Raw genomic sequence first — 24003 nt, 5'->3', positions numbered from 1 at the left:
AAATACTCAGAAACCGTAGCCGTAAGAACACCGGTCAGGAGTTCGCGCACAAGCTTATCCATTCATTAAAATAGTGCCAACACATTTCGTTAAAAGATCGGCAAGAAACCATGGCCACTCATTCGTCCTCACACGGCTCACAATCATCCACAACCGCAACTAGCACACAATCAGTCCACACTCAATCAACCTCCCATGCAACTCCGATCACCGTTTCTTCAATTGAAGCCCTGCTCCTCAACATCCGCCGCTCCATAGTCGGCGACGGTGAACCAATCTGCGGCCCCTACGGAACCCGGGCACTTGTCTATGCCGATTACACCGCTTCAGGGCGCAGCCTTACTTTCATCGAAGACTTTATCCAGTCCAACGTTCTTCCCTGGTACGCCAACACTCACACCGAAACTTCGTCCACCGGTGCTCAGACTATGCAGTTCCGTGAAGACTCACGAAAAATCATCGCCCAGGCTCTTGGCGCCGTTGACGACGCCGATATCAGCGTTATTTTCACAGGTTCAGGCGCAACCTCAGCGATCGACAAAATGATCGGTATCCTTGGACTGCGCATCCCTAGCTCCTTAGACGATAAATTCCACTTCTCCGAAATGATCAACGACGACGAACGCCCAGTGGTTTTTGTTGGGCCGTATGAGCATCATTCCAACGAACTGCCGTGGCGCGAATCAATTGCCGACGTCGTCCCTATTCACGAAGCCTGTTCAGGGCAAATCGACCTTTCGCACCTCGAAGCTGAACTTGAGCATTATTCAAACCGTAAGCTAAAAATCGGATCTTTTTCAGCGGCGTCGAACGTCTCTGGCATTATCAGCGACGTCCACGGCATCGCAACTTTACTCCACGAGCACGGCGCATTCGCCTTCTTTGATTACGCCGCTTGCGCGCCCTATGTGGATCTCAGTATGCAAGCTCTACCGGGAGCTCCGCTTTCTTATCTGGATGCTATCTTCTTCAGCCCTCATAAATTCGTGGGTGGACCTGGCACTCCCGGCGTCTTAGCGGTGCGAAACGAACTGGTTCACAACCGTGTGCCTGTGGTTCCAGGGGGCGGCACCGTCGCGTATGTCGGACCAACCGATCACGATTATCTTCCCAATATCGTTCACCGTGAAGAGGCAGGTACACCAGCTATCGTCGAATCAATTCGCGCCGGTTTAGTTATGCAACTAAAGCAGGCGGTTGGAGTTTCGCAAATCCATCGTCGCGAACAGCTATTCTTACATCGTGCCCTCAAAATCTGGGGCGAAGAACCAGGAATTTCAATTCTAGGTGCACTTGACGTTCCTCGCCTACCGATAATTTCCTTCGTAGCACACGACCCACAGGGACACGCACTTCATCACGGCTTCACGGTTGCCCTGCTCAACGACCTTTTCGGCATTCAAGCTCGCGGTGGTTGCTCATGCGCTGGTCCATATGGACACCGTCTCCTTGGGATCGATCAGTCCCTTACTCCAAAATTCGAAGCGCTCATCACCGCTGGTTATGAAGGAATCAAGCCTGGCTGGGCACGATTGGGCTTCAATTACTTCATTGATGAAGCGACCGCAAACTTCATCATCGAAGCAGTTCGAATGATTGGAAAAGACGGTTGGCGCCTGTTGCCCGATTACCGATTCGATCCACATACCGGCATGTGGCGCCACCACTCAACTACCCCGGATCACACCCTCCACTTAGGGCAACTTGCCTACGACCGAAACGGAGAACTCGCGTTCCCACAACGTCCGCGCCCACTTTCACCGACTATGGAAGAAATCCTGGCATTTGCCCGTGAAACCTTCGCTACTGCCCCCACCAATGTGGACGATGATGGCAAGGTTACCGATGCTTTCGATACGCTTCGTACCTTCACTCTTCCAACGGTGTGCTTGGTGGACTAACCAAAATCACTAAGGCGATACCAATACTTATCGAGCCGTGCGCTCCATAGCTCGATACTTTATACGTGATGTAGGTACGGGCGAACCCGCCTCCTCACCGCTTCAGCTATACACACTTATTTGCAATCAGCTAGTCAGAACATCAACACCGTTTTAGTTTCGCTAAGAAATGATTATTTTAAAAATAATTGCCACCGTTGAGCACCACAAATAAGCTATTAAGCACCGTAGCACCTTCGACCAGATGGGTTTCGGCAAGTTTGACTAGGGAAAATGTAAAAAGAAAAGAAGCATCGTCATGACAGTAGATTTCACCCAGCCACTATACTTAGATAAAGCTTTTCCACAAGTTTACGAAGCTCTTAATAAGGCTTCCGAAGTCTCCAAACAGGTTTCTCGCGAGGTTGGTCTTGATGGAGCACTCACGGAGCTTGCAATCATCCGCGCAAGTCAGCTTAACCGCTGCTCTACCTGCCTTTCCGTACACATTCCGCGCGGATTGAAGGCTGGACTCCCACAGCAGAAGATCGATCTCCTCCCCTCGTGGCGCGAATCGCGTGGCGTTTACAGTGACGAAGAAATGGCAGCGATCGAACTGGCGGAAACCATCACACTCTTGCCCGAGGGTAAGAAGAATGGCGACGCCGGACGCCGCGCTTGCGAAGTTTTCTCGCGCGAGCAAGTAGCCGCGTTGGAGTGGTCGATCATTATGATCAATGCCTACAATCGTATTTCGATCATGTCCGAGCATCCGGTTCGCACGAAGTCGTAAAAGCGTATCGGCGTAATATCTTCATTCCAAATATGTGACAATAAATCATAGTTTATTGATTCAAGAAAGATACGACGATGTCTATACCACCTAATGGAAACGCCTGGGGTGATTCCTCTTCTAATCAGCAACCCTTTAGTTCGCAAAATGGCACACCTTTCAGCTCACCTAATCAGCAGCAGAATGGTGCAAACCCTTATTCTCAACCCTATCCAAACCAACCGAACCCCGGCGGACAGCCAAACTATGCAGGTCAACAACCACAAGGCTCTCGATCAAGCTATGGAGGAGGTCAACCTTTCGCTCCGCAATATAATCAGGGTAACTACGGCGCCTACATTGAACCTAAGTCTCGTTTGGTGGCTGGACTTCTGGGTATTTTTCTTGGCGGTTTTGGCATCCATCGCTTCTACTTGGGTTACACCTTGATTGGCATCCTCCAAATCATAGTTTCGATCGTGACGTTTGGAATTGGTTCGATTTGGGGATTCATCGAAGGAATCATCATCATTGCCAACGCAGGAATTCGCACTGATGCAAAGGGAATGCCGCTAAAGGATTAACTTATCGGCAACTTTTTGCCATCCTAGCTTGAGGTGGGTTCCTCTCCGGCCGGAGAGGAACCCACCTTTTTGCACATCATATGAGCTTGCGGTTTAAAAGCCAATGAGATGTTAACCACATGATTTAATCTTGTACTATAACAGTCAGAATTGATAGCTTAGGTAAGCCTTACCTTAAAGGTAGACAACTATCCTGTACATGTTGGTACACCCTATTGAAAGGACACCATGCGCGCACTCACAAAGCTCATGGCTGTATGCGCAAGCGCCGCCGTCGCACTATCTGCATGCGGGGCTGCAACCTCGTCATCGAAGTCAGACGAAAAGAAATCAGACGCCGCCGTCGTCCTCCATGACGCGGCCGGACGTACCGTCGAGTTGGATAAAAAACCTGAACGCGTCATCCTGGGCGAATCCCGCCAAGCATATTCATTACTATTCCTTAACAAAGAGAACCCAGCTAACAAGGTTGTAGCTTGGGGTGCTGACATGGAACGCACTGCTCCGGATATTTGGCAAAAACTCATAGAGAAATTCCCGAAAGCCAAGGAAATCCCCACTATCGGAAGTGTTTATACCAACGATCTCTCTATTGAAGCTCTCGTCGCTAAAAAACCAGACATTTTCCTCATCACCCTTGATGCTTATGAAGCCGCAAAAAAGTCCGGGCTCACTGAAAAACTTGATGCCTCAGGTATGAAATATGCGGTAACAGATTTCCGCTATAAACCGCTGGAAAACACCACGAAGTCCGTAAGTCTTATTGGCCAGGTCTTCGACGTAGAAGAAAAAGCCGAAGAATTCAATAAGTTCTACAAGGAGCAAGTTGAATCAGTTCTAAAGAAGGGCTCCGAGCAAAAGGAAAAACCCACCTCTTTCCTTTGGCGAGCACCGAGCATCTCGGAGTGCTGCAAAACCTACTCCACTGCTAACTTCGGATCAATGTTGACGGCCGTCGGAACAAAGAACATTGCCGATGATCTTCTTCCAGGTCAAGAAGGTGGACTTACCCCTGAGCAAATCATCACCTCACAGCCAAATCTCATGGTTGCAACCGGCGGCGAATGGGGAGCAATGAAAGCTAAGGACGATAAGGTTGGATACCTCCACCTCGGCTACAATGCCTCACCTGAAAGCGCTCAGAACACCTTGAAGGCTTTGCGCTCGCAGCCTGGTTTTGATCATCTCAAGGCTTACGACGACGGTCGCGTACATGGTGTTTACCACCAGTTCTATGATTCACCGTACAATTTCATGGCTATCCAGGCTTTCGCCAAGTGGGCACATCCCGAGGCGTTTGCGGACCTAGACCCAGAAGAAAACTGGAAGAATTTCCACAAGAAGTTCATGCCATGGGAAGCCTCAGGCGTATTTATCACCTCAGTTAAATGACACTTAATATCACCGCAAATAATGCCGGTAGTCGCCACGCCATCACCGCGTGGCGACTACGTCGCAGACGACGCCTTTTCATCATCGCAGGTTTGGCAACAGTTGCCCTCGTATCCTTCTTTGTTTCGCTCATGCTCGGGCCGCTAAATCTCACTCCCACCGAAGTATTTCATGCATTATTCAGTGGAAAAGCTCCTGCCGAACATCAAACAGTCGTCATTGATCTACGGCTACCATCTGCCCTTCTAGCTTTCCTTGTGGGAGCAACCTTAAGCATCGCAGGCCTTGAGATGCAGACGATTTTAGATAACCCATTAGCAGAACCCTTCACCTTAGGTGTTTCCGCAGCTGCCGCTTTTGGAGCCGCTCTCGCAATCGTAGGAAACTTAGCCTTTGCAGGATCGTGGACCATTACTATTTCTGCCGGAGTTATGGCACTTCTTGCTTCATGTATTATCGCAGGGGTTTCGGCCACTCGTGGCGGATCTGCAGAAACAATGGTTTTGCTTGGAATAGCATTAGTCTTCGGTTTCCAAGCACTTTTAGCACTTATGCAATATCGTGCCAGCACGGAATCGCTTTCTCAGATAGTGTTCTGGACGCTTGGCTCCCTTACCCGCGCAACATGGACGGCCGTCGTCATTATGACGATCCTGCTGATCCTTGCCCTCCCGGTTTTCCATTTCCTCGGATGGAGCCTGACCGCATTGCGATTAGGCGAAAGCCAAGCACAGGCATTCGGCGTGAAGGTAGGAAAGCTACGCGTCGGCGTCTTAATGTTATCCTCGATACTCGCAGCCGCTGCCGTTTCCTTCGTTGGAATCATCGGATTCATCGGTTTGGTGGGTCCGCACGTAGCCAGAATCTTAGTTGGCGATGACCAACGCTTCGTACTCCCCGCTTCTGCACTATCCGGTGCGGCGCTTTTGTCTAGCGCACACGCACTTAGTCAAATCCTCGTTCCCGGAGTCTCGTTACCAGTTGGCATCGTGACCGCACTCGTCGGCGTTCCGGTGTTCCTAACCATCATTTTAGGAAAGAAGAGGACGTCGTTCGGAGGTATTCGTTGACATCTCATGTTTCAATTTCCAAGCTTCACAGTTCGTACCGAAATAAACACGTCCTTGGGCCAATCGATCTGCCTGAGCTTCGCGGTGTGGTCGGATTGATCGGTCCTAACGGTTCAGGAAAATCAACCTTGGTTAAGACTATCGCCGGTGTTCAACCCTACAAAGGTACGATCAAAGCTGAAACATCGGCTAGTGAATCAGCTTGTAAACTCGGATACCTTCCCCAAGGTCTACCTAGCGGTGTTTCATTAACGGTGCTGGAATCCGTAATGGTTGCCGCACGGAAAACCAGCGGTTTACGACTAAACGAAAAAGACATCGCCGAATCTGTTGGCATCCTTTCCAAGGTTGGAATCGAAAATTTAGCGGACCGATACCTTGGAGAACTTTCTGGTGGGCAGCGTCAACTGGTTGGATTAGCTCAACTCCTGGTTCGTAATCCTCAAATCATGTTGCTTGACGAGCCGACTTCCGCTCTTGACCTCCACCACCAGGTGGACGTATTACGGATCGTAAAATCAACCGTCCGTGAACAGTGCGGAACCGCGATAGTCGTGCTTCACGACCTCAACCTAGCGGCAGCATTTTGCGATGAATTGGTATTGCTTTCCGACGGCGAAATCGCGGGTCGTGGAACGCCCAAACAGGTGTTAAATCCCGAGCTTATAAACCAGGTTTACGACATTGAAACCACGATCATTTATAACGGTGAACACGTGGTGGTGTGTCCAGTAATCAATTAAAACGCTACTCTAGCTTAACTTAATCCGATTCGAACGCAATATTCCTACTTCCATTTTCAAGTCTAAGGATTTCTATGAAAACAACAGCCAGAAAACTAGTTTCTTCCTTAACCATTCTTGCAACGGTAGCATTTGCAAGTGCATGCGGTACAACGCATAACGCAAGTGGAGAAAAGGATTCACGCTCTACCTCTAGTGTAGAAATCAAACATCAATATGGCACTACCAAGATTGATAAAGTACCGGAACGAATCGCTACCGTGTCTTGGATCAATACTGATACGGTACTTGCTTTCGATGTTATACCCGTTGGCGTTCCAGCTGTTGAGTGGGGTGGAAACGCCAATAAATCTACCGACTGGATCGACGCTAAGCTCCAAGACCTCGGAGCTGGTTGGGGTTCGGAAAAAGCTCCAAAACAGTATTCAGAAACCGATGGTGTGAATTTTGAAAGTCTAGCCCAAAGTAAACCTGATTTAATTGTTGCTGCATATTCGGGAATCTCAAAAGAGGAATACACTAAACTTTCGCAAATTGCTCCAGTAATCGGACCAATCGAACCGAATTACACAACTAAATGGCAAGACGTAACACTTGCGGTTGGAAAAGCGCTTCGTCAAGATGAAAAAGCCAAATCAATCATCTCTGACGTCGAGGCGCAACTTAAGAAAGCCGGAGAAGACAACCATTTCGAAGGTCATTCCTATATCGCTGGCAACCTTGATATCGCAGCAAACAAGATTAATATTTTCAGCAAAGGAGATACTCGCTCACGTTTCTTCGAGTCTCTCGGTTTTAACGAATCCGAGGTAGTCAAAAAGAACGCTCCCAAGGACAAATTCTATTTTGACTGGTCTCCAGAACGCTCAGATGAACTCAAATCGGATGTTTTCTATTCATGGATCCCTGCAGATTCCAAGCCGAGCGATATTTCAGCACACCCATTGTTTGGTCAGATCCCTGCAGTCAAAAACGGAAACTTAGTTGTTACTAATAACGACCACACCACTTTATCGATTTCAGCGTCCTCTGCCCTAAGCCTTCCTTGGGCAATCGAGCATTTCGTTCCTGAAATCGCAAAAGCAGTAGCAAACCACCGTGGTTAACTCCGATTTTAGTCAACCAACTCGCAAAATGAACATCGGCTTCGCGAGGCAACTCTCCATTGGATTGTTGGCATTAGGAATCGCTTGCGCTCTTTCTATTTTCGTTGGAGCGCGAGCGATCTCCCCAACATTCTTCTGGAAAGCACTTGTAGACCCCACATCCCTCCCTCAAGCTGAACTAGCGGTAATCACAGCTAGGATTCCTCGAACCTTATCAGGAATTGTAGTGGGGATAGCGCTAGGTATTGCGGGAACCCTTATGCAAGGAATGACTCGCAATCCTCTTGCCGACCCTGGCTTACTTGGACTTCACTCAGGTGCTGCCACCTCGGTAGTTATTGGCATCCACGTATTTGGAATCGGATCAATTCTTGGATATGCGAGCTTCGGCTTTATCGGTGCTGGGATAGCGGCACTTTTGGTATATACCATCGCCTCAATGGGGAAAGTGGGGGCAACTCCAATTCGTCTTGCATTAGCTGGAGCTGCGCTCTCCACAGGTTTAAGTTCAATCACAAGTGCAATGTTGTTACTCAACCAACAAGTTGCCGACCAATTTCGATTTTGGCAGATGGGAACCCTTGGAGCCCGCTCAAAAAACGAAGTACTCATCATTGGATCAATCATCGCAATATCGACAATTCCAACCTTGGTATTCGGAGGTAAAGTACTAAATTCCCTAGCCCTTGGCGAAGATGTAGCCTCAAGCCTTGGCCTGCACGTACGCCGAGTTCAAATCTACCTTGCCACAATAGTTGTTTTACTTGCCGGATCGGCAACAGCTCTGGTTGGACCGATAGGATTTCTTGGTCTGCTTGTTCCCCATGCGACTAGATTACTGGTGGGTACTGATTATCGTCGTATCCTCATTTTTAGCGCTCTAATCGGTCCACTTCTGCTAATTTCAGCAGACGTTTTAGGGCGCATTATTTTTCCGCCTACGGAAGTTCAAGCCAGCGTCATGACTGCTGTTATCGGTGCCCCTGTCTTCATCGCGCTTGTTCGAAATCGCAAGCAGGTAGAGCTATGAAAACTCCGTCTTCCTCAAACATGCAATTACCAATAGACAATCATCCATGGAAAACCTTTATTTTCCTATTGGGTCTAACTACCGCCGTAGGGCTAATCTTTTTCCTTCGGATCATACTTGGTGATCCGCTAGTACGAACCGGTGACTTGGCATTAATTATTCAAGGAAACGACGTTCCAGTTCTAAGCTTTGTAGTTTTGGAACACCGTCTACCAGCAGCAACCGTCGGTCTACTAGTGGGAATTGCCTTGGGAATATCTGGCACAATTTTCCAAACGCTGTTGCGAAATCCTCTCGCTTCTCCCGATGTTATTGGAGTGAGCTACGGAGCATCTACAGCGGCAATAATCGCGATAACCCTTTTTTCTGCACAGGAGACGACGATTTTTGGCTCAGCTCTGCTGGGAGCCCTTCTCTCAACACTACTTGTACTCTGGGTTTCGCGTGGTCGCGGAGGCGCCTTCATCCTAGTTGGAATAGCTATTTCTGCCGCTCTCCAGGGAGCAATCAGTTTTCTTCTAAGCCGTTCTGATATTCACGTTGCCCAAGACGCCTTGCGCTGGATGATCGGATCCCTAAACGGATCCACATGGGAAAGAGCGCAGATCCTTACTCTTTCGATCGTCGTCTTAATCTTCCTTTTAGCGTTCTTTCTCTCGCATCTCAAGATCCTAGAACTTGGTAATGAAACAGCAACTTCCCTCGGGCTCAATCCGAGTTTCTCCACTCTTGCTCTTATTCTTATTGCAGTATGTTTTAACGCATTCAGCGTCGCTGTAACCGGACCGATCTCTTTCGTTGCCCTGTTAAGTGGCCCAATAGCTCAATATTTGATTAAAGCGATATTCCATACCGGAATTCCAAGAGCATACACCTTTATAACAAGTGGACTCATCGGTGCCCTGATTGTTCTTCTTGCAGACCTCTTGGGGCAGTCCATGTTCCCGGAAGTGCGTCTCCCCGCTGGAGTAATCACTGGGATTATCGACACTCCTTTCCTTCTTACTCTCCTAATAAAAAATCCTCAGCTCCGACGTGAATGAGAGACCCATGATGACTCAATCTAAAGACCAAATCTCACCAGAGCGAACTTCGCTCGAAGCTCGAAATCTCGTTTTAGGATACGGCTCACCCGTTATTCACAATGTTGACTTTGTTGTTCCCGAAGGAAAGATCACAATTATCGTCGGGGCAAACGGTTGCGGAAAATCTACCTTTCTCCGAGGTCTTTCTCGCCTGCTCACACCGATTGAAGGAGATGTATTCTTAGACCAAGAAAGTATCCACAAACAAAATCCTCGTACTGTTGCTCGCAAAATAGCGTTACTACCTCAGCATCCCATCGCACCTGATGGGATCACGGTGCGCGATCTGATTATGCGTGGCAGGTTTCCTCACCAAGGGATTTTTTCGAGCATTTCTGACGACGACAGGCGCGTTGTGGAAGATGCTATTAGGAAAACTGGGGTAGGTGCTTTCGCTGATGCAAATATCAGCGAGCTCTCCGGTGGACAGAGGCAGCGTGCGTGGATTGCAATGACGTTAGCTCAAGAAACTAATATCTTGCTATTGGACGAACCCACCACATTCCTTGATCTCACACATCAAATTGAAGTCCTTGACCTAGTCAAAGAGCTCAATTCACAAAACGGAACCACCGTCGTCATCGTGTTACACGATCTCAATCTTGCAGCAAGATACGCGGATCATCTTGTAGCTATGAAGAGTGGAAGAATTCATGCGCAGGGGAATCCGTCAGACGTTGTGACGGAAAGTTTAGTGAAGAGCGTTTTTAACCTTGAGGCCACAGTTATACCGGATCCAGAAACTGCTACACCCCTTATTATTCCTCATCAGAAGCATACAACGATCTCATGTTCCCCGGTCTTAGCTTTTCCGGTTCAGGTACTTTCGAAGAAACAACTATCACCTCATTTGCTTAGAATAACCTTCAATGGGACGGAATTGACTAACTTTGGTTGCACAAGTGAGCCACTGGATACGCGCATCAAGCTAGTTATCCCCGGTAGTCACGACCATCTGATGCATTTGAGAGCATCAAGTAGCATCTCCAAAGCTCAGCTAAAAAACTGGTATAAAACTTGGCTACAAGTAGACGAAAACGATCGTGGTTGGCTTCGAACCTATTCAGTGAGGGATTTTCGAAAAAATCAGACTATTCCTAGTGGGATCGATCATTACGAAGTCGATGTCGATTTTGTAGTGCATTCAGGTGGACGTGCCAGCTCTTGGGCACAAGCAGCTCAAGTTGGTGATGAAGTCGTTTTACTCGGGCCGAATAAAAATTTCTCTCCAGAGGATTACGCCGGAATCGAATTTCGACCAGGTAAAGCAAAGAATATTCTTCTAGCTGGAGATGCTACTGCACTTCCTGCAATTGCCTCCATATTGAAGGCATTAGATGACTCCTACTCCGGACACGCTTTTATTCACGTCCTCACCGACGAAGACGTCCTAGTTTTCGACAATAACTCAAATGTACAGATCCATTGGATCACTACAACCGAAACAGATGCATTGAGTCAACAAATCAAGGAAGAACTCCCACAGGTTTTTTCTAGTCAAATTCTCAGTTCGCAGATCCATCTTGACGGAAATAATGTACTTACGGACATAGACGTTGACCAAGAACTACTTTGGGAAACTACCCTTGAAGATCCTCAATCCTTTTTTGCTTGGATTGCCGGCGAGGCCAATGAGGTCAAGACAATCCGGCGTTACCTTGTTCAAGAATTAGGGATTGACCGCAAAAATATTGCATTCATGGGGTATTGGAGACGTGGACGCGCTGAGAACTAAACTCTTCTACTAGAGCACAAAACGGTATCCGATTCCAGCTTCCGTAATGAAGTATTGAGGGTTGTGCGGATCTTTTTCTGTTCGGGCACGAATCTGAGAAAGAAATACTCGCAGATAATTCGTTTCTTTTTCGTAGTTATCTCCCCACACTGCTTTAAGAAGATCAATTTGGGGAACGAGCCGATCATGGCGAGCCGCCAAATAGGAGACGATTTTCCACTGAGTAGGTGTTAGCTTTACTTGGTTCCCATCCACACTCAATATCCCTGCCGGGATATCAACCTCAATCCAACCATCGCGAGTAACAACTACGGGTGTGTGCTCCTCTTCTGCGTTGGCTCGACGTAATGCTGCGCGAATCCGCGCCAGCAGTTCGCCTGCCACAAAAGGTTTGGTCACAAAATCGTCTGCACCTTCGTCAAGAGCGTTAATTCGAGCTTCGATCTCATGACGTGCAGACACGATTACCACAGGTATATCGCTCCACGTCCGAATAGTTCGCAACACGTCAAGTCCGTTAATATCAGGTAAGCCAATATCCAGTAGTACTAATTGCGGAATCTCATGCGAGGAGATTTTGATCGCTTCGGTTCCATTCCTAGATATAGCGACGTCGTACCCGTGCGTTCGTAAAATAACGCTCAATGTTGATGCAAGCTGAGCGTCGTCTTCCACAACCAAAATTTTTGCCATTTCGATCTCTCCTGCTACCTAGACCATGTGCGTTATTCGTCGTGTCTAACGGGATTTAGAATTTCTTGTTGGGTTTGTGCCAGTCTCTTGAGAAATAAAAGCCTTCGTTATAGGTAGTTGCGCTACTTTCAGACTCAACACAAACGTAGCACCACCGCACGGCGTTTCTTCAACAGATAGGTCCCCACCCATCTCAGTAGCAAAACCATGAGCCACAGCAAGACCTAAACCTAAACCAGAATGGCGATCCGAGATATTGTTAAATGGGGTGAAAAGGTCGGGCATTTTCTCAGGGGGAATACCCGGTCCATGATCGATAACGCGCACCTCAACTGTATTCCACACTGCTCCTGCAACCAGATGAATCCGCGACTGTGGCGCGTACTTGCGACAGTTGCTGATAAGGTTCACAAGAACCCTCTGAATAAGACCCCTATCACCTTCCACATTTGGTAGGTCTTCAGGTAGGTCGACATCTATCCATGCGCTCGTATCTTTCAGTTCATCAAGGGTGGCATTCACAACTCCGCCCAGATCAATTGGACTTCTATCAATCCGAACTGAATTAGAATTCAATCGGCTCATATCGAGCAAGTTTCCAACCACCACATCAAGATTGTCCGAGGATGAGCACAATACAGATATTAGCTCTCGTTGATCGGCTTCAGACAGCTCAACATCGCTCAAGGCAAGGGTTGAAGCGGCAGCTTTGATCGAGGCTAAAGGCGTTCGAAGATCATGTGAGACGGCAGCTAATACAGCGCTTCCCACTCGGTTCCCCGCCTCGAGCGCCGCAGTTGCACGACGCATTGCATCAATCTCTTGCCGATCTAGAATAATAACGATTCGAGCACCGTGAGCCTCGATTATTTCAACATCTTGGGTGCTCAAGGCTCTACCCTCAGCAAGAAACCTTAGAGATTCATCGATACGAATCGTCGTTTGTGTATCAATTTTGTCATTTTGTGTATCGAGTCGAATATTTTGTGTATTGAGGCGATACCTATCACTCGAAGCAATTGTGATCCATCGGCGATGATCTTTATCGAAACGTTGTAAGTCAACGGCATTGAGCGTAAATGTTTCACGTAAACGTTCAAGCAAACCTCGTAGATCATCACCGCCTGAAATAACACCCGATGCTAGATCCGTTAGGATCGTCGCTCTCCACTGAGAACGCGCGGCTAAAGCCGCTCGTCGGTCAGCAATATCTACTACCCAGGCAACCGCGGACGCTATCAGAAAAAATAACAGTATCTGGACAATATTTGAAGGCTCCGTGATAGTCAAAGTGTGGACTGGTGGCGTATAGAACCAGTTAACTAAAAAGGACACTAAAATCACTGAAATAAGTCCGGGCCAGAGTCCACCGATCATCGTTGTAAAAATGACGATCGTTAGATTCCCTAACAATATAGTACTGAGGTAATCTTCTGAAGGATTCCAAAGAGAAACCAACGTTGCAAAGATAACTGGCCCCAGAATTGCCACTGCCCAGCTGCTGAGCCTCCTGAGCTTCGAACGAATATAGCGCGGCTCCAAGGACGGTTCACGCTCACGTATACCTGAAGGCTCAGCGGAAACGATATGAACATCAATCCCCTTAGCTGCTTTGATCAGACGTTTAGAGGTCAAACCTCCCACAAAACCCACAGCTCGCCTTGAAAGCCCCACCACAAGTTGTGAGGCATTGACGCTACGTGCAAAGTCAACAAGAGTTTGGGCTACATCGTCACCAACAATGATTCGCCACTCAGCACCCAAGGATTCAGCGAGTTCTTGGAGTTTCTGAAGCTGGTCGTTATTGGCAAGACGAATACCATCTCCTCCAGCAATATGAACAACAATCATCTCCCCTTCTGGGATTCGTCCAATAATTCGTGCCCCTCTACGGATCAAAGTTTCGTCTCCGGATAGACCGCGTACTGCCACAATTAAGCGCTCGCGGGCCGGCCAGTTATCTGTAATTTCTTTAGCAGCTCGATATTTCTCGAGACCTTCATCCACCCGATCAGCTAGCCACAGCAGCGCTAATTCTCTCAGTGCGCTGAGGTTGCCCAACCTAAAATAATTCGAAAGAGCAGCCTCAATCTGCTCCGCACGATAGATATCGCCTTTCGACAGCCTGATTCGTAGGGCATCGGGTGAAAGATCAATGAGCTCGATTTCGTCGGCGTTTCGTAAAACATGGTCCGGCACAGTTTCGCGTTGCCGAGTCCCAGTGACTGCCGCTACCACGTCATTTAGTGACTCAATATGCTGAACATTAAGGGTAGACACCACATCCAGACCCGCGTCCAAAAGCCTTTCGACGTCATGCCAACGCTTTGTATGTACCGGAGTTACTGTGGACGAAGCATCGGTACCTTTCACCGAACCGACGACGGTATGGGCAAGTTCGTCTACTAGGACGACGTCTGGGTCGGCCGCGATACAAGCTTCAACATCCAATTCCCCGAAAAGAGACTGCCCAATTTGGATCTCACGTCGAGGCATCACATCTAAGCCGTCAATCAGCGCTTTCGTATGGGGGCGTCCATGATCTTCGACCACCCCGACGATCACCTTCACACCACGAGAGGCAACTTCATGCGCTTCACGAAGCATGGTGTAGGTTTTTCCAACTCCGGGTGCGAAACCCAAATAAACCTTTAGGTGTCCACGACTGGTCATGGATACCTCCCTCCAAATCCAGTGATCATTGCGCTACCAGGATCTGCCTCTGGAATTTGCAAAAAGCATTACGAAAACCGCAGATTTTAGAGCTCATCGAGCGCAAAATTCAACGCCGTCACATTCACAACCTTAGAATCTTCGAACCCGTTGAGCACTCTCTCAGTGTTGTTCTCAACGGTCTGCTTGATCACTTTTTCGTCTACTCCACGTTCACGCGCCACGCGAGCTATTTGGAGTTCCGCGTAAGAAACTGAAATATGAGGATCGAGACTAGATCCAGAAACCGTGAGAGCGTCAATAGGAACCATATCGGGTTGCACATGTTCACGTTGTGCAATCAACCTTCTACGCTCGGAAATCAAGTCTTTTAATTCTCCACTGAAAGGCGATAGGTTCGATGCTCCCGAGAGCTGTGGATCCGCACCATTTTCTGATGCCGAGGGGCGATAAAAGAAATATCCAGGCTTCGTTACAGGTTGTGCCAAGAGCCGTGATCCCACAACACGGTCCTTTCCTGATGGAACCTTCGCACCGGCGTCGTGAACCAAAAGTGACCCCTGAGCTTGGTCAGAAAATACTTTTCCGACGCCAACAAAAGCCAGCGGATAGGCGAGCCCTATCAAGAGTGTGAATACAGTGAAAAGTTTAACCGCAGTCCAAACGACTCGTTTTATTCTGCTTAGAGACATCGTGAGCTCCTAGATCCCAAGTCCAAGACCAACAATTAGATCGATAATTTTGATTCCGATAAATGGTGCGATAAGCCCACCGAGTCCGAAAATTCCAAGATTACGGGCAAGCAGGTGCGCAGCCGAACTTGGTCGGTACTTCACCCCTCTCAAGGAGAGCGGAATGAGCGCAACAATAATGAGCGCGTTGAAAATAACTGCAGAAAGAATTGCAGATTCTGGGCTATGCAGATGCATGACGTTGAGCGCAGCCAGACCCGGGAACGCTGCCACAAACATCGCTGGAATGATCGCGAAATACTTCGCAACATCATTTGCGATCGAGAAAGTTGTAAGGGCTCCACGGGTAATCAGAAGCTGTTTTCCAATGTGGACGATATCGATTAACTTGGTGGGATCAGAATCAAGATCAACCATATTTCCTGCTTCCTTCGCAGCAGAAGTACCCGTATTCATCGCTACCCCAACGTCTGCTTGGGCTAATGCCGGCGCATCATTTGTACCGTCACCGGTCATCGCAACCATGTGTCCGCCAGCTTGTTCACGCTTGATGAGAGCCATTTTGTCGTCCGGGGTTGCTTCCGCCAGAACGTCATCTACCCCGGCTTCTTTAGCAATCGCACGCGCCGTGAGCTCGTTATCACCAGTGATCATGACCGTTCGTATTCCCATTGCTCGCAACTCTTCAAAACGTTGCACCACACCTTCTTTGACGATGTCCTTCAAGTGCACCACACCAAGGAGTTGAGCAGAGACGACGCCGGGAAGATCGTTCGCGAAGTCGTTTCCAGCTTCTGGAACCTCAGTTTCGATCGAAGCAACCGCGAGCGCCGTTCCACCCGATTCACTAATCTCACGAATAGCGCGCTCCGAGCTCGAATCAACGGCACTCCCACTTCGCTCAACAAGTGCCACAATCTCTTTTGCTGCGCCTTTCACGACTCCGCGAGACTCTTCTTCGAAGAGCACACCACTCATCCTAGTTTTCGCCGTGAACGGGATAAACCGAGCAAAACGATACTCTTCGTCTCGGAGCGCTGCTTCTCCGAGCTCCTGCGCTAAAGTCAGGATTGATCGACCTTCGGGAGTTTCATCCGCTGCCGATGAAAGCTGGCATGCCCGTGCTAGCTCGTGGGAGTCAACTCCGGGTGCGGGAATAAATGCAACAGCTTGGCGATCCCCGATCGTGATCGTTCCAGTTTTATCGAGCAACAGAGTCGACACATCACCCGCTGCCTCTACAGCTCTACCAGACATTGCTAAAACATTGTGTTGCACAAGGCGATCCATTCCGGCAATTCCGATCGCTGAAAGCAATGCGCCAATCGTCGTCGGAATAAGGCAAATCAGCAGTGCCACAAAAACAATCGGGGTGATATGGGAACCCGCAAATACCGCTACTGGCCCTAGCCCAATTACTACCACCAAGAAGATCAACGACAACACAATTAGCAGAATCGACAATGCCATCTCATTCGGCGTTTTCTTACGTGCGGCGCCTTCAACCAGCGAAATCATCCGATCGATAAAGCTTTCACCCGGTTTGCTCGTAACTCGCACTGCGATGCGGTCAGACAAGACTCTGGTACCACCCGTCACTGCACAGCGATCACCACCAGCTTCACGGATAACCGGAGCAGATTCACCCGTCACTGCAGATTCATCAACGCTTGCGGCGCCAAGGATAACATCACCATCAGCAGGGATCTGTTCTCCTGCACAAACAACGACGACGTCCCCCACCTTGAGATCATCGGAGGCAACAGCTTCGGTTGGCGAAACATCCAAATCAAAGTGTTGATCTGGTGACGCTACTCCAGCTCTATCGACGATCCGTTGGGCGATCAGGCTGGTTCGAGTTGCACGAAGCGAAGCAGCCTGGGCTTTACCGCGACCTTCTGCAACGGCTTCTGCCAACGTAGCAAAAAACGCAGTAAACCAGAGCCATACTGTGATCGACCACGAAAATATCGAAGTATGGAGGATCGCGAGGATAAAAGTATACGCAGCTCCCACTTCTACTAGAAACATCACGGGAGTATGGATGAGTGTACGCGGATCTAGCTTTGCAAGCGCCAGCGGAAGTGCTTCTTTGAGCTGGGCACGAAGCGATGATCGCGATTGATTTGGAGTAGTGGTCATAGCATTGCCTCCGCAATTGGACCGAGAACGAGGGTAGGAAGGAAGGTAAGTGCGCCTACGATAAGGCAGATTCCAACAACAACACCGATAAAGAGGGGTCGATGAGTTGGCAGAGTTCCCGATGTTTCAGGGATCGAAGGGTTGGTGGCAAAACGACCAGCTAAAGCAAGGGCAAATATAATCGGAAGGAATCTACCGAGAAACATCACAAGCCCGAGTGAAACCGTGAACCAAGGTTCGTCGGCGTGGATACCAGCAAATGCTGATCCATTGTTATTTGTTGCGCTCGTGAACGCATAGACTAGCTCGGTAAACCCGTGCGGGCCCGCTGTTGAAAGCCAAGTGCGAATGCCTGGGATAACGGTTGAAATACCAACGCCAAGAATTACGAGTACAGGCATAACGAGGATAAATAAGCTCACCAAGGTAATTTCGGGCACTTGGATTCGTTTTCCAAGGTATTCAGGAGTTCGCCCAACCATAAGCCCAGCAATGAACACTGCCAAGATAAACATAACCAACATGGCGTAAATTCCAGTGCCAACTCCTCCCGGGGCGATCTCTCCGAGCATCATATTGAGAGCTAACATTCCTCCACCGAGCGGGGAGAAGCTTGAGTGAGCCGCGTCCACAGCACCAGTCGAGGTGCCCGTCGTCGTAACTGCGAATAACGACGACGGTAAAATACCAAACCGTAGTTCTTTGCCTTCGAGTCCAGAACCAGAAACTGATGCAACGTGCGTTTCTGCGTAAGAAACAACGACTAATACCAGCGTATAAAGTGTTGCCATGGCGCTTAATACCGCCCAACCTTGCCGCTTTTGGTGAACCATCACTCCGAAGGTTCGAGTTAGACAAACCGGAATAAGTAAAATCAAGAAAATCTCAAGCATATTCGTGTATGCGTTTGGATTCTCCCAGGGGTGCGCTGAGTTTGCGTTAAAAAATCCACCACCGTTTGTGCCGAGCTCTTTGATTGCTTCTTGGCTTGCCACAGCTCCTGACGGAAGAGTCTGGGTTGTTCCACTGGTAATTGAGGCATACTCAAGCGCTGCGTGGAGGTTTTGTATAACACCTTGGCTGATGAGGAAAATCGTTGCCAAGGCCGCAATCGGAAGCAAAATACGCAAAATACCACGGGTCAGATCCACCCAGAAATTTCCAAGTTTTCCGTTGCCTTTGACGTTTGCAAGTGAGCGTATCAGTGCAATCGCAACGCAGAGCCCAACACCGGCAGAAACGAAATTCTGAACCGTAAGACCAAACATCTGGACGAAGATCGTCAACGCAGTTTCACCTGAATATGATTGCCAATTGGTGTTAGTCACGAATGAAATTGCGGTATTCCATGCTTGATCGGGACGCATTGGGTCCACGGAGTAATGGAGCGGGAGAAATGTTTGAAGCCTGATAATTGCGTATAAGCCTAGTATGCAGACTATAGAAAACGTGATCACCGACTGCGCATAGCTTCGCCAACCAACCTCTTGGTCAGGGTTAATACCGGTAAACCGATAGATTCCACGTTCGAGCCAAGAATGCTTTTCGGTGGTAAAGACTCGAGCCATGTAGTTGCCAAACGGCATATAAACCAGCGCCAGTGCCAAGAACACCACGACAAAAGGAATGTAACCACTCATGAGAATCGCTCCGGGTTAAAGAGGGCTACTACAAGGTAGCCAACTGCGGAAATACCGAGCACGAGTGCAATGATTGACTCCCACATCAGCCTCTCCTTTCATGATGTTCGCCATGGTTTGTTGGGGAATCTATGTAAAGAGAATGAATGAGACGTAACAGGACTTCTCCGAGTGCCAAAGTCGCGATGACCAAAAGTAAGCCGTAAATCATGTATTCATTAGATCGCTATCCAAATTCACATTCTTCAGATATTGACGCGCTCTTAACGCCATGTAGGATTGATCTCACCGTTCTGTTCCCCATTAAATAAGGGCAAATCTGTGACGTTTTCAATTCTTCTTCAGGCATTCGGACTATTCGTTGCAACGAATATCGACGACGTCATCATCTTGGCACTCTTCTTCGCACGGGCAGGTGGAGCCCCGGGATCTTCTTTCCGCATCACCGCAGGTCAGTATCTTGGATTCGTAGGAATTTTAGTTGCCTCCATTGCGACGACGGCGGGAGCGGGTATGCTCCTATCCCCCAGCGTTATCCCGTACTTCGGTTTGGTTCCGCTTGTACTTGGCATAAAAGCGGCTTGGGATGAGTGGAATGAAGAAGAAGACGAAAACGTTGCCGAGGAAACTGGAACTAAAGGCGCAAGTGAAGCGGCCGGCGTCGGAAAAATAGTTTCGATTGCGAGCGTTGCGGGAGTGACCTTTGCAAATGGGGGCGACAACATCGGCGTCTACGTTCCTGTTTTCTTGAGTCAGGGTTGGGCAGCAACAGTTACCTACAGCTTGGTTTTCCTTGTGCTCGTTGGCGCACTTGTTTATATCGCGCATTTCGTTGCAACACAGCCCACCATCGCGAAAATCCTCGAGCGCTGGGAAAGCGTACTTTTTCCTCTCGTTTTAATCGGACTGGGTATAGCGATCTTAGTGAGTGGTGGCGCATTCGGACTCTAACGGAGTGAAGTACCGATATTTTCGCCATACATTAGACGGTCATCATGCTCAAAATGCCTTTGCTAGTAAGTGAACGCGCCTATATTCCTAACTGCCTTGCACAGTCAACACAACCAGCCACAAGTTCAGCACCACTATCAGTCCAGACACAACAATCATCGCGATTCTGATACCGGTAGTGTCACGCCACTTCCCCATTACCTTCTCGCTTCGGGTTAGCATCGTTAAAGGGATGATAGCCATCGGGATTCCGAAGGAAAGTACCACTTGCGAAATAACGAGTGCCCAGGTGGGCTCAGCGCCCATCCCTAAAATAATAATCGCTGGGATGATTGTGATGGTGCGCCGGATGTAGAGCGGGATGTTTATCTTCAAGAGCCCTCGCATAATCTCTGAACCGGCATACGCACCTATTGAGGTGGAGGCAAGGCTCGACGCGAGCAAGCCGATGGCAAAAAGTAATCCTATGCCAGCTCCAAAGTTATGGGTTACTGCGGTGTGAGCTCCCGCAATGGTGTCCGTTCCTTCGACGCCTCGCAAGGACGAGCCAGCAAGCAGAAGCAAGCCGATATTCACAATTCCAGCAAGAGCCAATGCTCCCACTACGTCGACTTTTGTAGCGTGCAGAAGTCTGGTGATCGTTGAGTCTGAGTGGCTTGCTCCAAAACGATCCCCCACCAAAGAAGAGTGTAGATAGATCGCGTGAGGCATAACAGTTGCGCCAAGCATCGAGGCGGCGACGAGTACCGAATCTTGACCACGGAACGTTGGGATTAAACCACGCGCAACATCATGAGGAGCAGGAGGACTCACGATCAAACCGGATAGGAACCCGATCGCGATAATTGTTAGAAATACGATCACCATATTTTCAAATACTTTTTGCCCGCGTTTATCTTTAAGGAACAAAAAGATAAGAGATGCAATTCCAATGATAACGCCACCCCACACCAGCGGGAGATCAAAGAGCAAATTTAAAGCGATAGCCCCGCCGATTACTTCGGCAAGGTCAGTTGCTGCTGCAACGATTTCTGCCTGAAGCCAGTAGAGGATTCGCGAGCGCCGTGACCACGTATTTCCAAAATATTCTGGGATAGACTGGCCGGTTACTATCCCGAGTTTTGCTGACTGATATTGGATGAGCACCGCCATCGCCGACGCCGCTACCAGTACCCAAGTAAGAAGGTAACCGTACGTGGAACCCGCCGTAATATTAGCAGCTACGTTGCCCGGATCTACATATGCAATCGCGGCAACAAATGCTGGACCAAGTAATGCTACAACGCGGTGTTGAATTACTTTCGTTGAGTCCAGATTCTGCTTCTCATCTGCAATAACAGGCATAAATCTCAATCTTTTCGTGGTATTGAATTTTTATTTTCGTCTAGGCGAAACCTTATAACTAATCCGCGAGACACACAACCAGACCCCTGGCAAATTTTGACAACACGAGCACCACTCTCCACCCCTTGACTTCATAATTAGTAAGTACTAACTTACTAATTATGAACCCTCGAATGACAGCCGAAGAACGTCGCCGCCAGATTTTCACCATTGCAGCGAATGAATTCGCTACAAAAGGCTTACAAGCGGCATCTATTGACGACATCGCCGCTAAAGCAGGAGTGACGCAACCCTACGTTTTCCGTCTAGTCAAAACGAAAAAAGCCCTATTCATGGCTCTCGTTGACGATGCCTACGAGTCCCTCACCACCGGGCTTCGGCAGGCTTCGTCCAACGAAACTGGACTCAACGCCGTTGAGCTCATGGCTCCCGTCTACCTTGATCGGCTCACCGATAACACCCGACTACAGCTTCTATTGCAGGGACTCGCAGCATGTGCGGATGCAGAGATCAAGGAAGCAATGAGGAAAAACTATGCACAACTCTGGGAAACAGTTGAGGAGATTACTCAGCTTGATCCTGTTGCAGTCAAGACTTTTCTGGGACTTGGCCTTTTTATGAGTGCAGCAGCGGCACTTGATTTAGGAGAAGTCGATGAAAAGTGGGCACGAGGAGCACGTACACAGGTTCACGGTGGTCTCTTTGAACACATTGTACAAAACAGCAATAGGCCACCATATTCACGAAAGGAATAACAAACACCATATGACTACTTCAAACTCACCTCAGTCATATACCGTTGGAGACTATCTCCTTGATCGACTCAACGAAATTGGAATCGACGAACTTTTTGGAGTTCCAGGAGATTACAACCTTCATTTCCTTGACCATGTGATCGCGCATGAGAACATCCATTGGGCCGGTTCAGCAAACGAGCTCAACGCGGGCTATAGCGCAGACGGATACGCTCGCATTAAAGGAATCGGTGCACTTCTCACCACCTACGGAGTGGGCGAACTCTCTGCAACCAACGCAATCGCCGGTTCCTTCGCGGAATTCGTTCCGGTTGTTCATATTGTTGGCGCTCCTGCTAAACATATCCAAGCAGAACACCGCCGGGCTCACCACAGTCTGGGTGACGGAAACTTCGAACACTTTGCGCGCATTGCTAAAGAAATTACCTGTTGCGTCATTGATGTTGAGGCGCCAACGGCGAGCGCACAGATAGATCACGCTCTTTCACAAGTTTTGTTCCACAAGCGTCCAGGAATGATTATCTTGGCAGCCGACGTAGCAGCTAGCCCCGCTACTCCTCCAAGCACTCCACTTGTTCGACTCGAACCTGTTTCTAGCGAAACAGCCGCAACAGAATTCGAGGCAGAGCTACGTAATTTTATTCAAGGAAAGAAAGTAACCGTACTTGCCGATATTTTGGTTCACCGCGACGGTGCCGCTGATCAGTTACGTTCTTTTTTGGATAAAACAGGTCTGCCCGTAACTACTCTGTCTTGGGGAAAGAGCTTGGTAGACGAATCGCTTACAAATTACGTGGGGACCTATTCAGGATCCGCATCCGCCGAACCCGTTCGAGTTGCCGTTGAAAATGCTGATGCACTAATGACGATCGGTGTCCAATTCACCGATAACACCACCGGCGGATTCACTGCCAAGATCGACAACGAGCACCGGATAGATCTTGGACGTTCCGAAGCTCGAATTGGGAACCGTGTTTTTGCTCCACTTAGCATCGCTACTTCCTTAAATATTACCGAACAAGTAATCTGTGAACTTCATGTCGAGGCAATGCCGTTCGAGAAGTTTGATTCGAATTACACTCCTATTGAGCTGACGGACACCCCCTTACAGCAAGATGATTTGTGGCAATTAGTTGCTACACACCTTAATGCCTCGCACATCGTCCTAGCCGAGCAGGGAACCAGCTTCTTTGGTCTCTCACAGTGCCGCTTTCCACAGGGCGTCACTTTTGTCGGACAGCCCCTCTGGGGATCAATTGGCTACACTCTGCCGGCAACTGTAGGCGCAGGGCTTGCCGACCGCAATAAGCGGCCAGTACTTTTCATTGGTGACGGTTCTGCACAACTCACAATACAAGAGCTTGGGCAAATGATTCGTGAAGACATTCCCGCCGTCGTCATTCTTATTAACAATGATGGCTACACCGTTGAGCGTGCTATTCACGGCATGACTGCCAGCTACAACACAATTCCTGCGTGGCGGTGGGACTTGGCACTCGAATTCTTCGGGTCTGACCCAACAAACCATTTAGTTTTCAAGGCAACTACCAGCCAAGAACTTGATTTTGCGCTACAAACAGCCATGGAACACCCCGGAAAACTCGTGCTTATCGAAGCAGTTACCGATGCCCAAGACATTCCGTCCGCTCTTGATTTCGTATCAAGTATGGGATAACACCTCGATTCCGTGTGACTTAGGTTAACGGTGTACTAACC

General features: G+C 48.8%; 20 protein-coding genes. 13 read left to right on the top strand and 7 right to left on the bottom strand.

The genetic code is table 11. From position 1 onward, the window contains the following. The first annotated feature begins 110 nt into the window (after positions 1–110). The 10 genes from EIH22_RS04645 (at position 111) to EIH22_RS04600 (ending at position 11397) form a co-directional block, all read left to right on the top strand. On the top strand, positions 111–1901 hold the full coding sequence (locus EIH22_RS04645; RefSeq protein WP_124054600.1) for an aminotransferase class V-fold PLP-dependent enzyme: 1791 nt from the start codon (positions 111–113) through the stop codon (positions 1899–1901). A gap of 298 nt (positions 1902–2199) precedes the next feature. Next, complete coding sequence (locus EIH22_RS04640) at positions 2200–2673, top strand: carboxymuconolactone decarboxylase family protein (RefSeq protein WP_124054599.1); 474 nt, start codon at positions 2200–2202, stop codon at positions 2671–2673. Between the two features lie 77 nt (positions 2674–2750). Further along, positions 2751–3236: a TM2 domain-containing protein gene (locus tag EIH22_RS04635; protein WP_124054598.1), complete on the top strand. Its 486-nt coding sequence runs from the start codon at positions 2751–2753 to the stop codon at positions 3234–3236. A gap of 228 nt (positions 3237–3464) precedes the next feature. Then, positions 3465–4628: an ABC transporter substrate-binding protein gene (locus EIH22_RS04630; protein ID WP_124054597.1), complete on the top strand. Its 1164-nt coding sequence runs from the start codon at positions 3465–3467 to the stop codon at positions 4626–4628. Continuing rightward, the gene (locus EIH22_RS04625) at positions 4625–5698 is read left to right on the top strand and encodes a FecCD family ABC transporter permease (RefSeq protein WP_124054596.1); all 1074 of its coding nucleotides are present in this window, start codon (positions 4625–4627) and stop codon (positions 5696–5698) included. Before EIH22_RS04630 ends, EIH22_RS04625 begins: the two co-directional genes overlap by 4 nt. Continuing rightward, on the top strand, positions 5695–6441 hold the full coding sequence (locus EIH22_RS04620; protein ID WP_124054595.1) for an ABC transporter ATP-binding protein: 747 nt from the start codon (positions 5695–5697) through the stop codon (positions 6439–6441). The genes EIH22_RS04625 and EIH22_RS04620 overlap by 4 nt, the downstream gene beginning before the upstream one ends. A 74-nt stretch (positions 6442–6515) precedes the next feature. Further along, the gene (locus EIH22_RS04615; protein ID WP_124054594.1) at positions 6516–7547 is read left to right on the top strand and encodes an ABC transporter substrate-binding protein; all 1032 of its coding nucleotides are present in this window, start codon (positions 6516–6518) and stop codon (positions 7545–7547) included. Positions 7548–7575: 28 nt separating this feature from the next. Next, on the top strand, positions 7576–8577 hold the full coding sequence (locus tag EIH22_RS04610) for a FecCD family ABC transporter permease (protein WP_124054593.1): 1002 nt from the start codon (positions 7576–7578) through the stop codon (positions 8575–8577). Next, on the top strand, positions 8574–9620 hold the full coding sequence (locus EIH22_RS04605) for a FecCD family ABC transporter permease (protein ID WP_124054592.1): 1047 nt from the start codon (positions 8574–8576) through the stop codon (positions 9618–9620). The genes EIH22_RS04610 and EIH22_RS04605 overlap by 4 nt, the downstream gene beginning before the upstream one ends. Positions 9621–9627: 7 nt before the next feature. Next, entirely contained in the window at positions 9628–11397 is a 1770-nt protein-coding gene (locus EIH22_RS04600; RefSeq protein ID WP_200829167.1) for an ATP-binding cassette domain-containing protein, read from the top strand. A gap of 9 nt (positions 11398–11406) precedes the next feature. On the opposite strand, the gene EIH22_RS04595 is transcribed toward EIH22_RS04600, so the two are convergent. From EIH22_RS04595 to kdpF, 6 genes are all read right to left on the bottom strand, one after another. Then, positions 11407–12090: a response regulator gene (locus EIH22_RS04595; RefSeq protein WP_124054591.1), complete on the bottom strand. Its 684-nt coding sequence runs from the start codon at positions 12088–12090 to the stop codon at positions 11407–11409. A gap of 45 nt (positions 12091–12135) precedes the next feature. Next, a complete protein-coding gene (locus EIH22_RS04590; RefSeq protein ID WP_124054590.1) occupies positions 12136–14763 on the bottom strand; it encodes an ATP-binding protein in 2628 nt (875 codons plus the stop codon). 86 nt (positions 14764–14849) lie between these two features. After that, entirely contained in the window at positions 14850–15455 is a 606-nt protein-coding gene (locus EIH22_RS04585) for a potassium-transporting ATPase subunit C (RefSeq protein WP_124054589.1), read from the bottom strand. Between the two features lie 9 nt (positions 15456–15464). Further along, positions 15465–17597 (bottom strand): potassium-transporting ATPase subunit KdpB, encoded by a 2133-nt coding sequence (gene kdpB / locus EIH22_RS04580; protein ID WP_124054588.1) that lies wholly within the window; start codon positions 17595–17597, stop codon positions 15465–15467. Continuing rightward, a complete protein-coding gene (gene kdpA / locus EIH22_RS04575) occupies positions 17594–19237 on the bottom strand; it encodes a potassium-transporting ATPase subunit KdpA (protein WP_124054587.1) in 1644 nt (547 codons plus the stop codon). Before kdpA ends, kdpB begins: the two co-directional genes overlap by 4 nt. Then, the gene (kdpF, locus tag EIH22_RS04570; RefSeq protein ID WP_200829166.1) at positions 19234–19323 is read right to left on the bottom strand and encodes a K(+)-transporting ATPase subunit F; all 90 of its coding nucleotides are present in this window, start codon (positions 19321–19323) and stop codon (positions 19234–19236) included. The genes kdpA and kdpF overlap by 4 nt, the downstream gene beginning before the upstream one ends. Before the next feature lie 235 nt (positions 19324–19558). On the opposite strand from kdpF, the gene EIH22_RS04565 reads away from it, so the two are divergent. Beyond that, positions 19559–20188, top strand: coding sequence for a cadmium resistance transporter (locus EIH22_RS04565; RefSeq protein ID WP_124054585.1), 630 nt, complete (start codon positions 19559–19561; stop codon positions 20186–20188). 87 nt (positions 20189–20275) lie between these two features. Here the strand turns inward: EIH22_RS04565 and EIH22_RS04560 are convergent, their stop codons facing one another. Continuing rightward, the gene (locus EIH22_RS04560) at positions 20276–21532 is read right to left on the bottom strand and encodes an Nramp family divalent metal transporter (RefSeq protein ID WP_124054584.1); all 1257 of its coding nucleotides are present in this window, start codon (positions 21530–21532) and stop codon (positions 20276–20278) included. Positions 21533–21705: 173 nt separating this feature from the next. On the opposite strand from EIH22_RS04560, the gene EIH22_RS04555 reads away from it, so the two are divergent. Beyond that, positions 21706–22287, top strand: coding sequence for a TetR/AcrR family transcriptional regulator (locus tag EIH22_RS04555; protein WP_124054583.1), 582 nt, complete (start codon positions 21706–21708; stop codon positions 22285–22287). 10 nt (positions 22288–22297) lie between these two features. Then, positions 22298–23962, top strand: coding sequence for an alpha-keto acid decarboxylase family protein (locus EIH22_RS04550; RefSeq protein WP_160149023.1), 1665 nt, complete (start codon positions 22298–22300; stop codon positions 23960–23962). Positions 23963–24003: the final 41 nt, after the last annotated feature.

The organism is Arcanobacterium ihumii (assembly GCF_900604515.1).
Lineage (GTDB): Bacteria > Actinomycetota > Actinomycetes > Actinomycetales > Actinomycetaceae > Arcanobacterium_A > Arcanobacterium_A ihumii.
Note: the sequence above shows the minus strand (reverse complement) of the source record. Positions and strands in the feature narration are given on the sequence as shown.

What these genes read in the sequence shown, in the direction of transcription:
- EIH22_RS04645 (WP_124054600.1), top strand. Translation starts at nt 111, where the DNA reads ATGGCCACTCATTCGTCCTCACACGGCTCACAATCATCCACAACCGCA.
- EIH22_RS04640 (WP_124054599.1), top strand. Translation starts at nt 2,200, where the DNA reads ATGACAGTAGATTTCACCCAGCCACTATACTTAGATAAAGCTTTTCCA.
- EIH22_RS04635 (WP_124054598.1), top strand. Translation starts at nt 2,751, where the DNA reads ATGTCTATACCACCTAATGGAAACGCCTGGGGTGATTCCTCTTCTAAT.
- EIH22_RS04630 (WP_124054597.1), top strand. Translation starts at nt 3,465, where the DNA reads ATGCGCGCACTCACAAAGCTCATGGCTGTATGCGCAAGCGCCGCCGTC.
- EIH22_RS04625 (WP_124054596.1), top strand. Translation starts at nt 4,625, where the DNA reads ATGACACTTAATATCACCGCAAATAATGCCGGTAGTCGCCACGCCATC.
- EIH22_RS04615 (WP_124054594.1), top strand. Translation starts at nt 6,516, where the DNA reads ATGAAAACAACAGCCAGAAAACTAGTTTCTTCCTTAACCATTCTTGCA.
- EIH22_RS04610 (WP_124054593.1), top strand. Translation starts at nt 7,576, where the DNA reads ATGAACATCGGCTTCGCGAGGCAACTCTCCATTGGATTGTTGGCATTA.
- EIH22_RS04605 (WP_124054592.1), top strand. Translation starts at nt 8,574, where the DNA reads ATGAAAACTCCGTCTTCCTCAAACATGCAATTACCAATAGACAATCAT.
- EIH22_RS04600 (WP_200829167.1), top strand. Translation starts at nt 9,628, where the DNA reads ATGATGACTCAATCTAAAGACCAAATCTCACCAGAGCGAACTTCGCTC.
- EIH22_RS04595 (WP_124054591.1), bottom strand. Translation starts at nt 12,090, where the DNA reads ATGGCAAAAATTTTGGTTGTGGAAGACGACGCTCAGCTTGCATCAACA.
- EIH22_RS04590 (WP_124054590.1), bottom strand. Translation starts at nt 14,763, where the DNA reads ATGACCAGTCGTGGACACCTAAAGGTTTATTTGGGTTTCGCACCCGGA.
- EIH22_RS04585 (WP_124054589.1), bottom strand. Translation starts at nt 15,455, where the DNA reads ATGTCTCTAAGCAGAATAAAACGAGTCGTTTGGACTGCGGTTAAACTT.
- kdpB (WP_124054588.1), bottom strand. Translation starts at nt 17,597, where the DNA reads ATGACCACTACTCCAAATCAATCGCGATCATCGCTTCGTGCCCAGCTC.
- kdpA (WP_124054587.1), bottom strand. Translation starts at nt 19,237, where the DNA reads ATGAGTGGTTACATTCCTTTTGTCGTGGTGTTCTTGGCACTGGCGCTG.
- kdpF (WP_200829166.1), bottom strand. Translation starts at nt 19,323, where the DNA reads ATGTGGGAGTCAATCATTGCACTCGTGCTCGGTATTTCCGCAGTTGGC.
- EIH22_RS04560 (WP_124054584.1), bottom strand. Translation starts at nt 21,532, where the DNA reads ATGCCTGTTATTGCAGATGAGAAGCAGAATCTGGACTCAACGAAAGTA.
- EIH22_RS04555 (WP_124054583.1), top strand. Translation starts at nt 21,706, where the DNA reads ATGACAGCCGAAGAACGTCGCCGCCAGATTTTCACCATTGCAGCGAAT.
- EIH22_RS04550 (WP_160149023.1), top strand. Translation starts at nt 22,298, where the DNA reads ATGACTACTTCAAACTCACCTCAGTCATATACCGTTGGAGACTATCTC.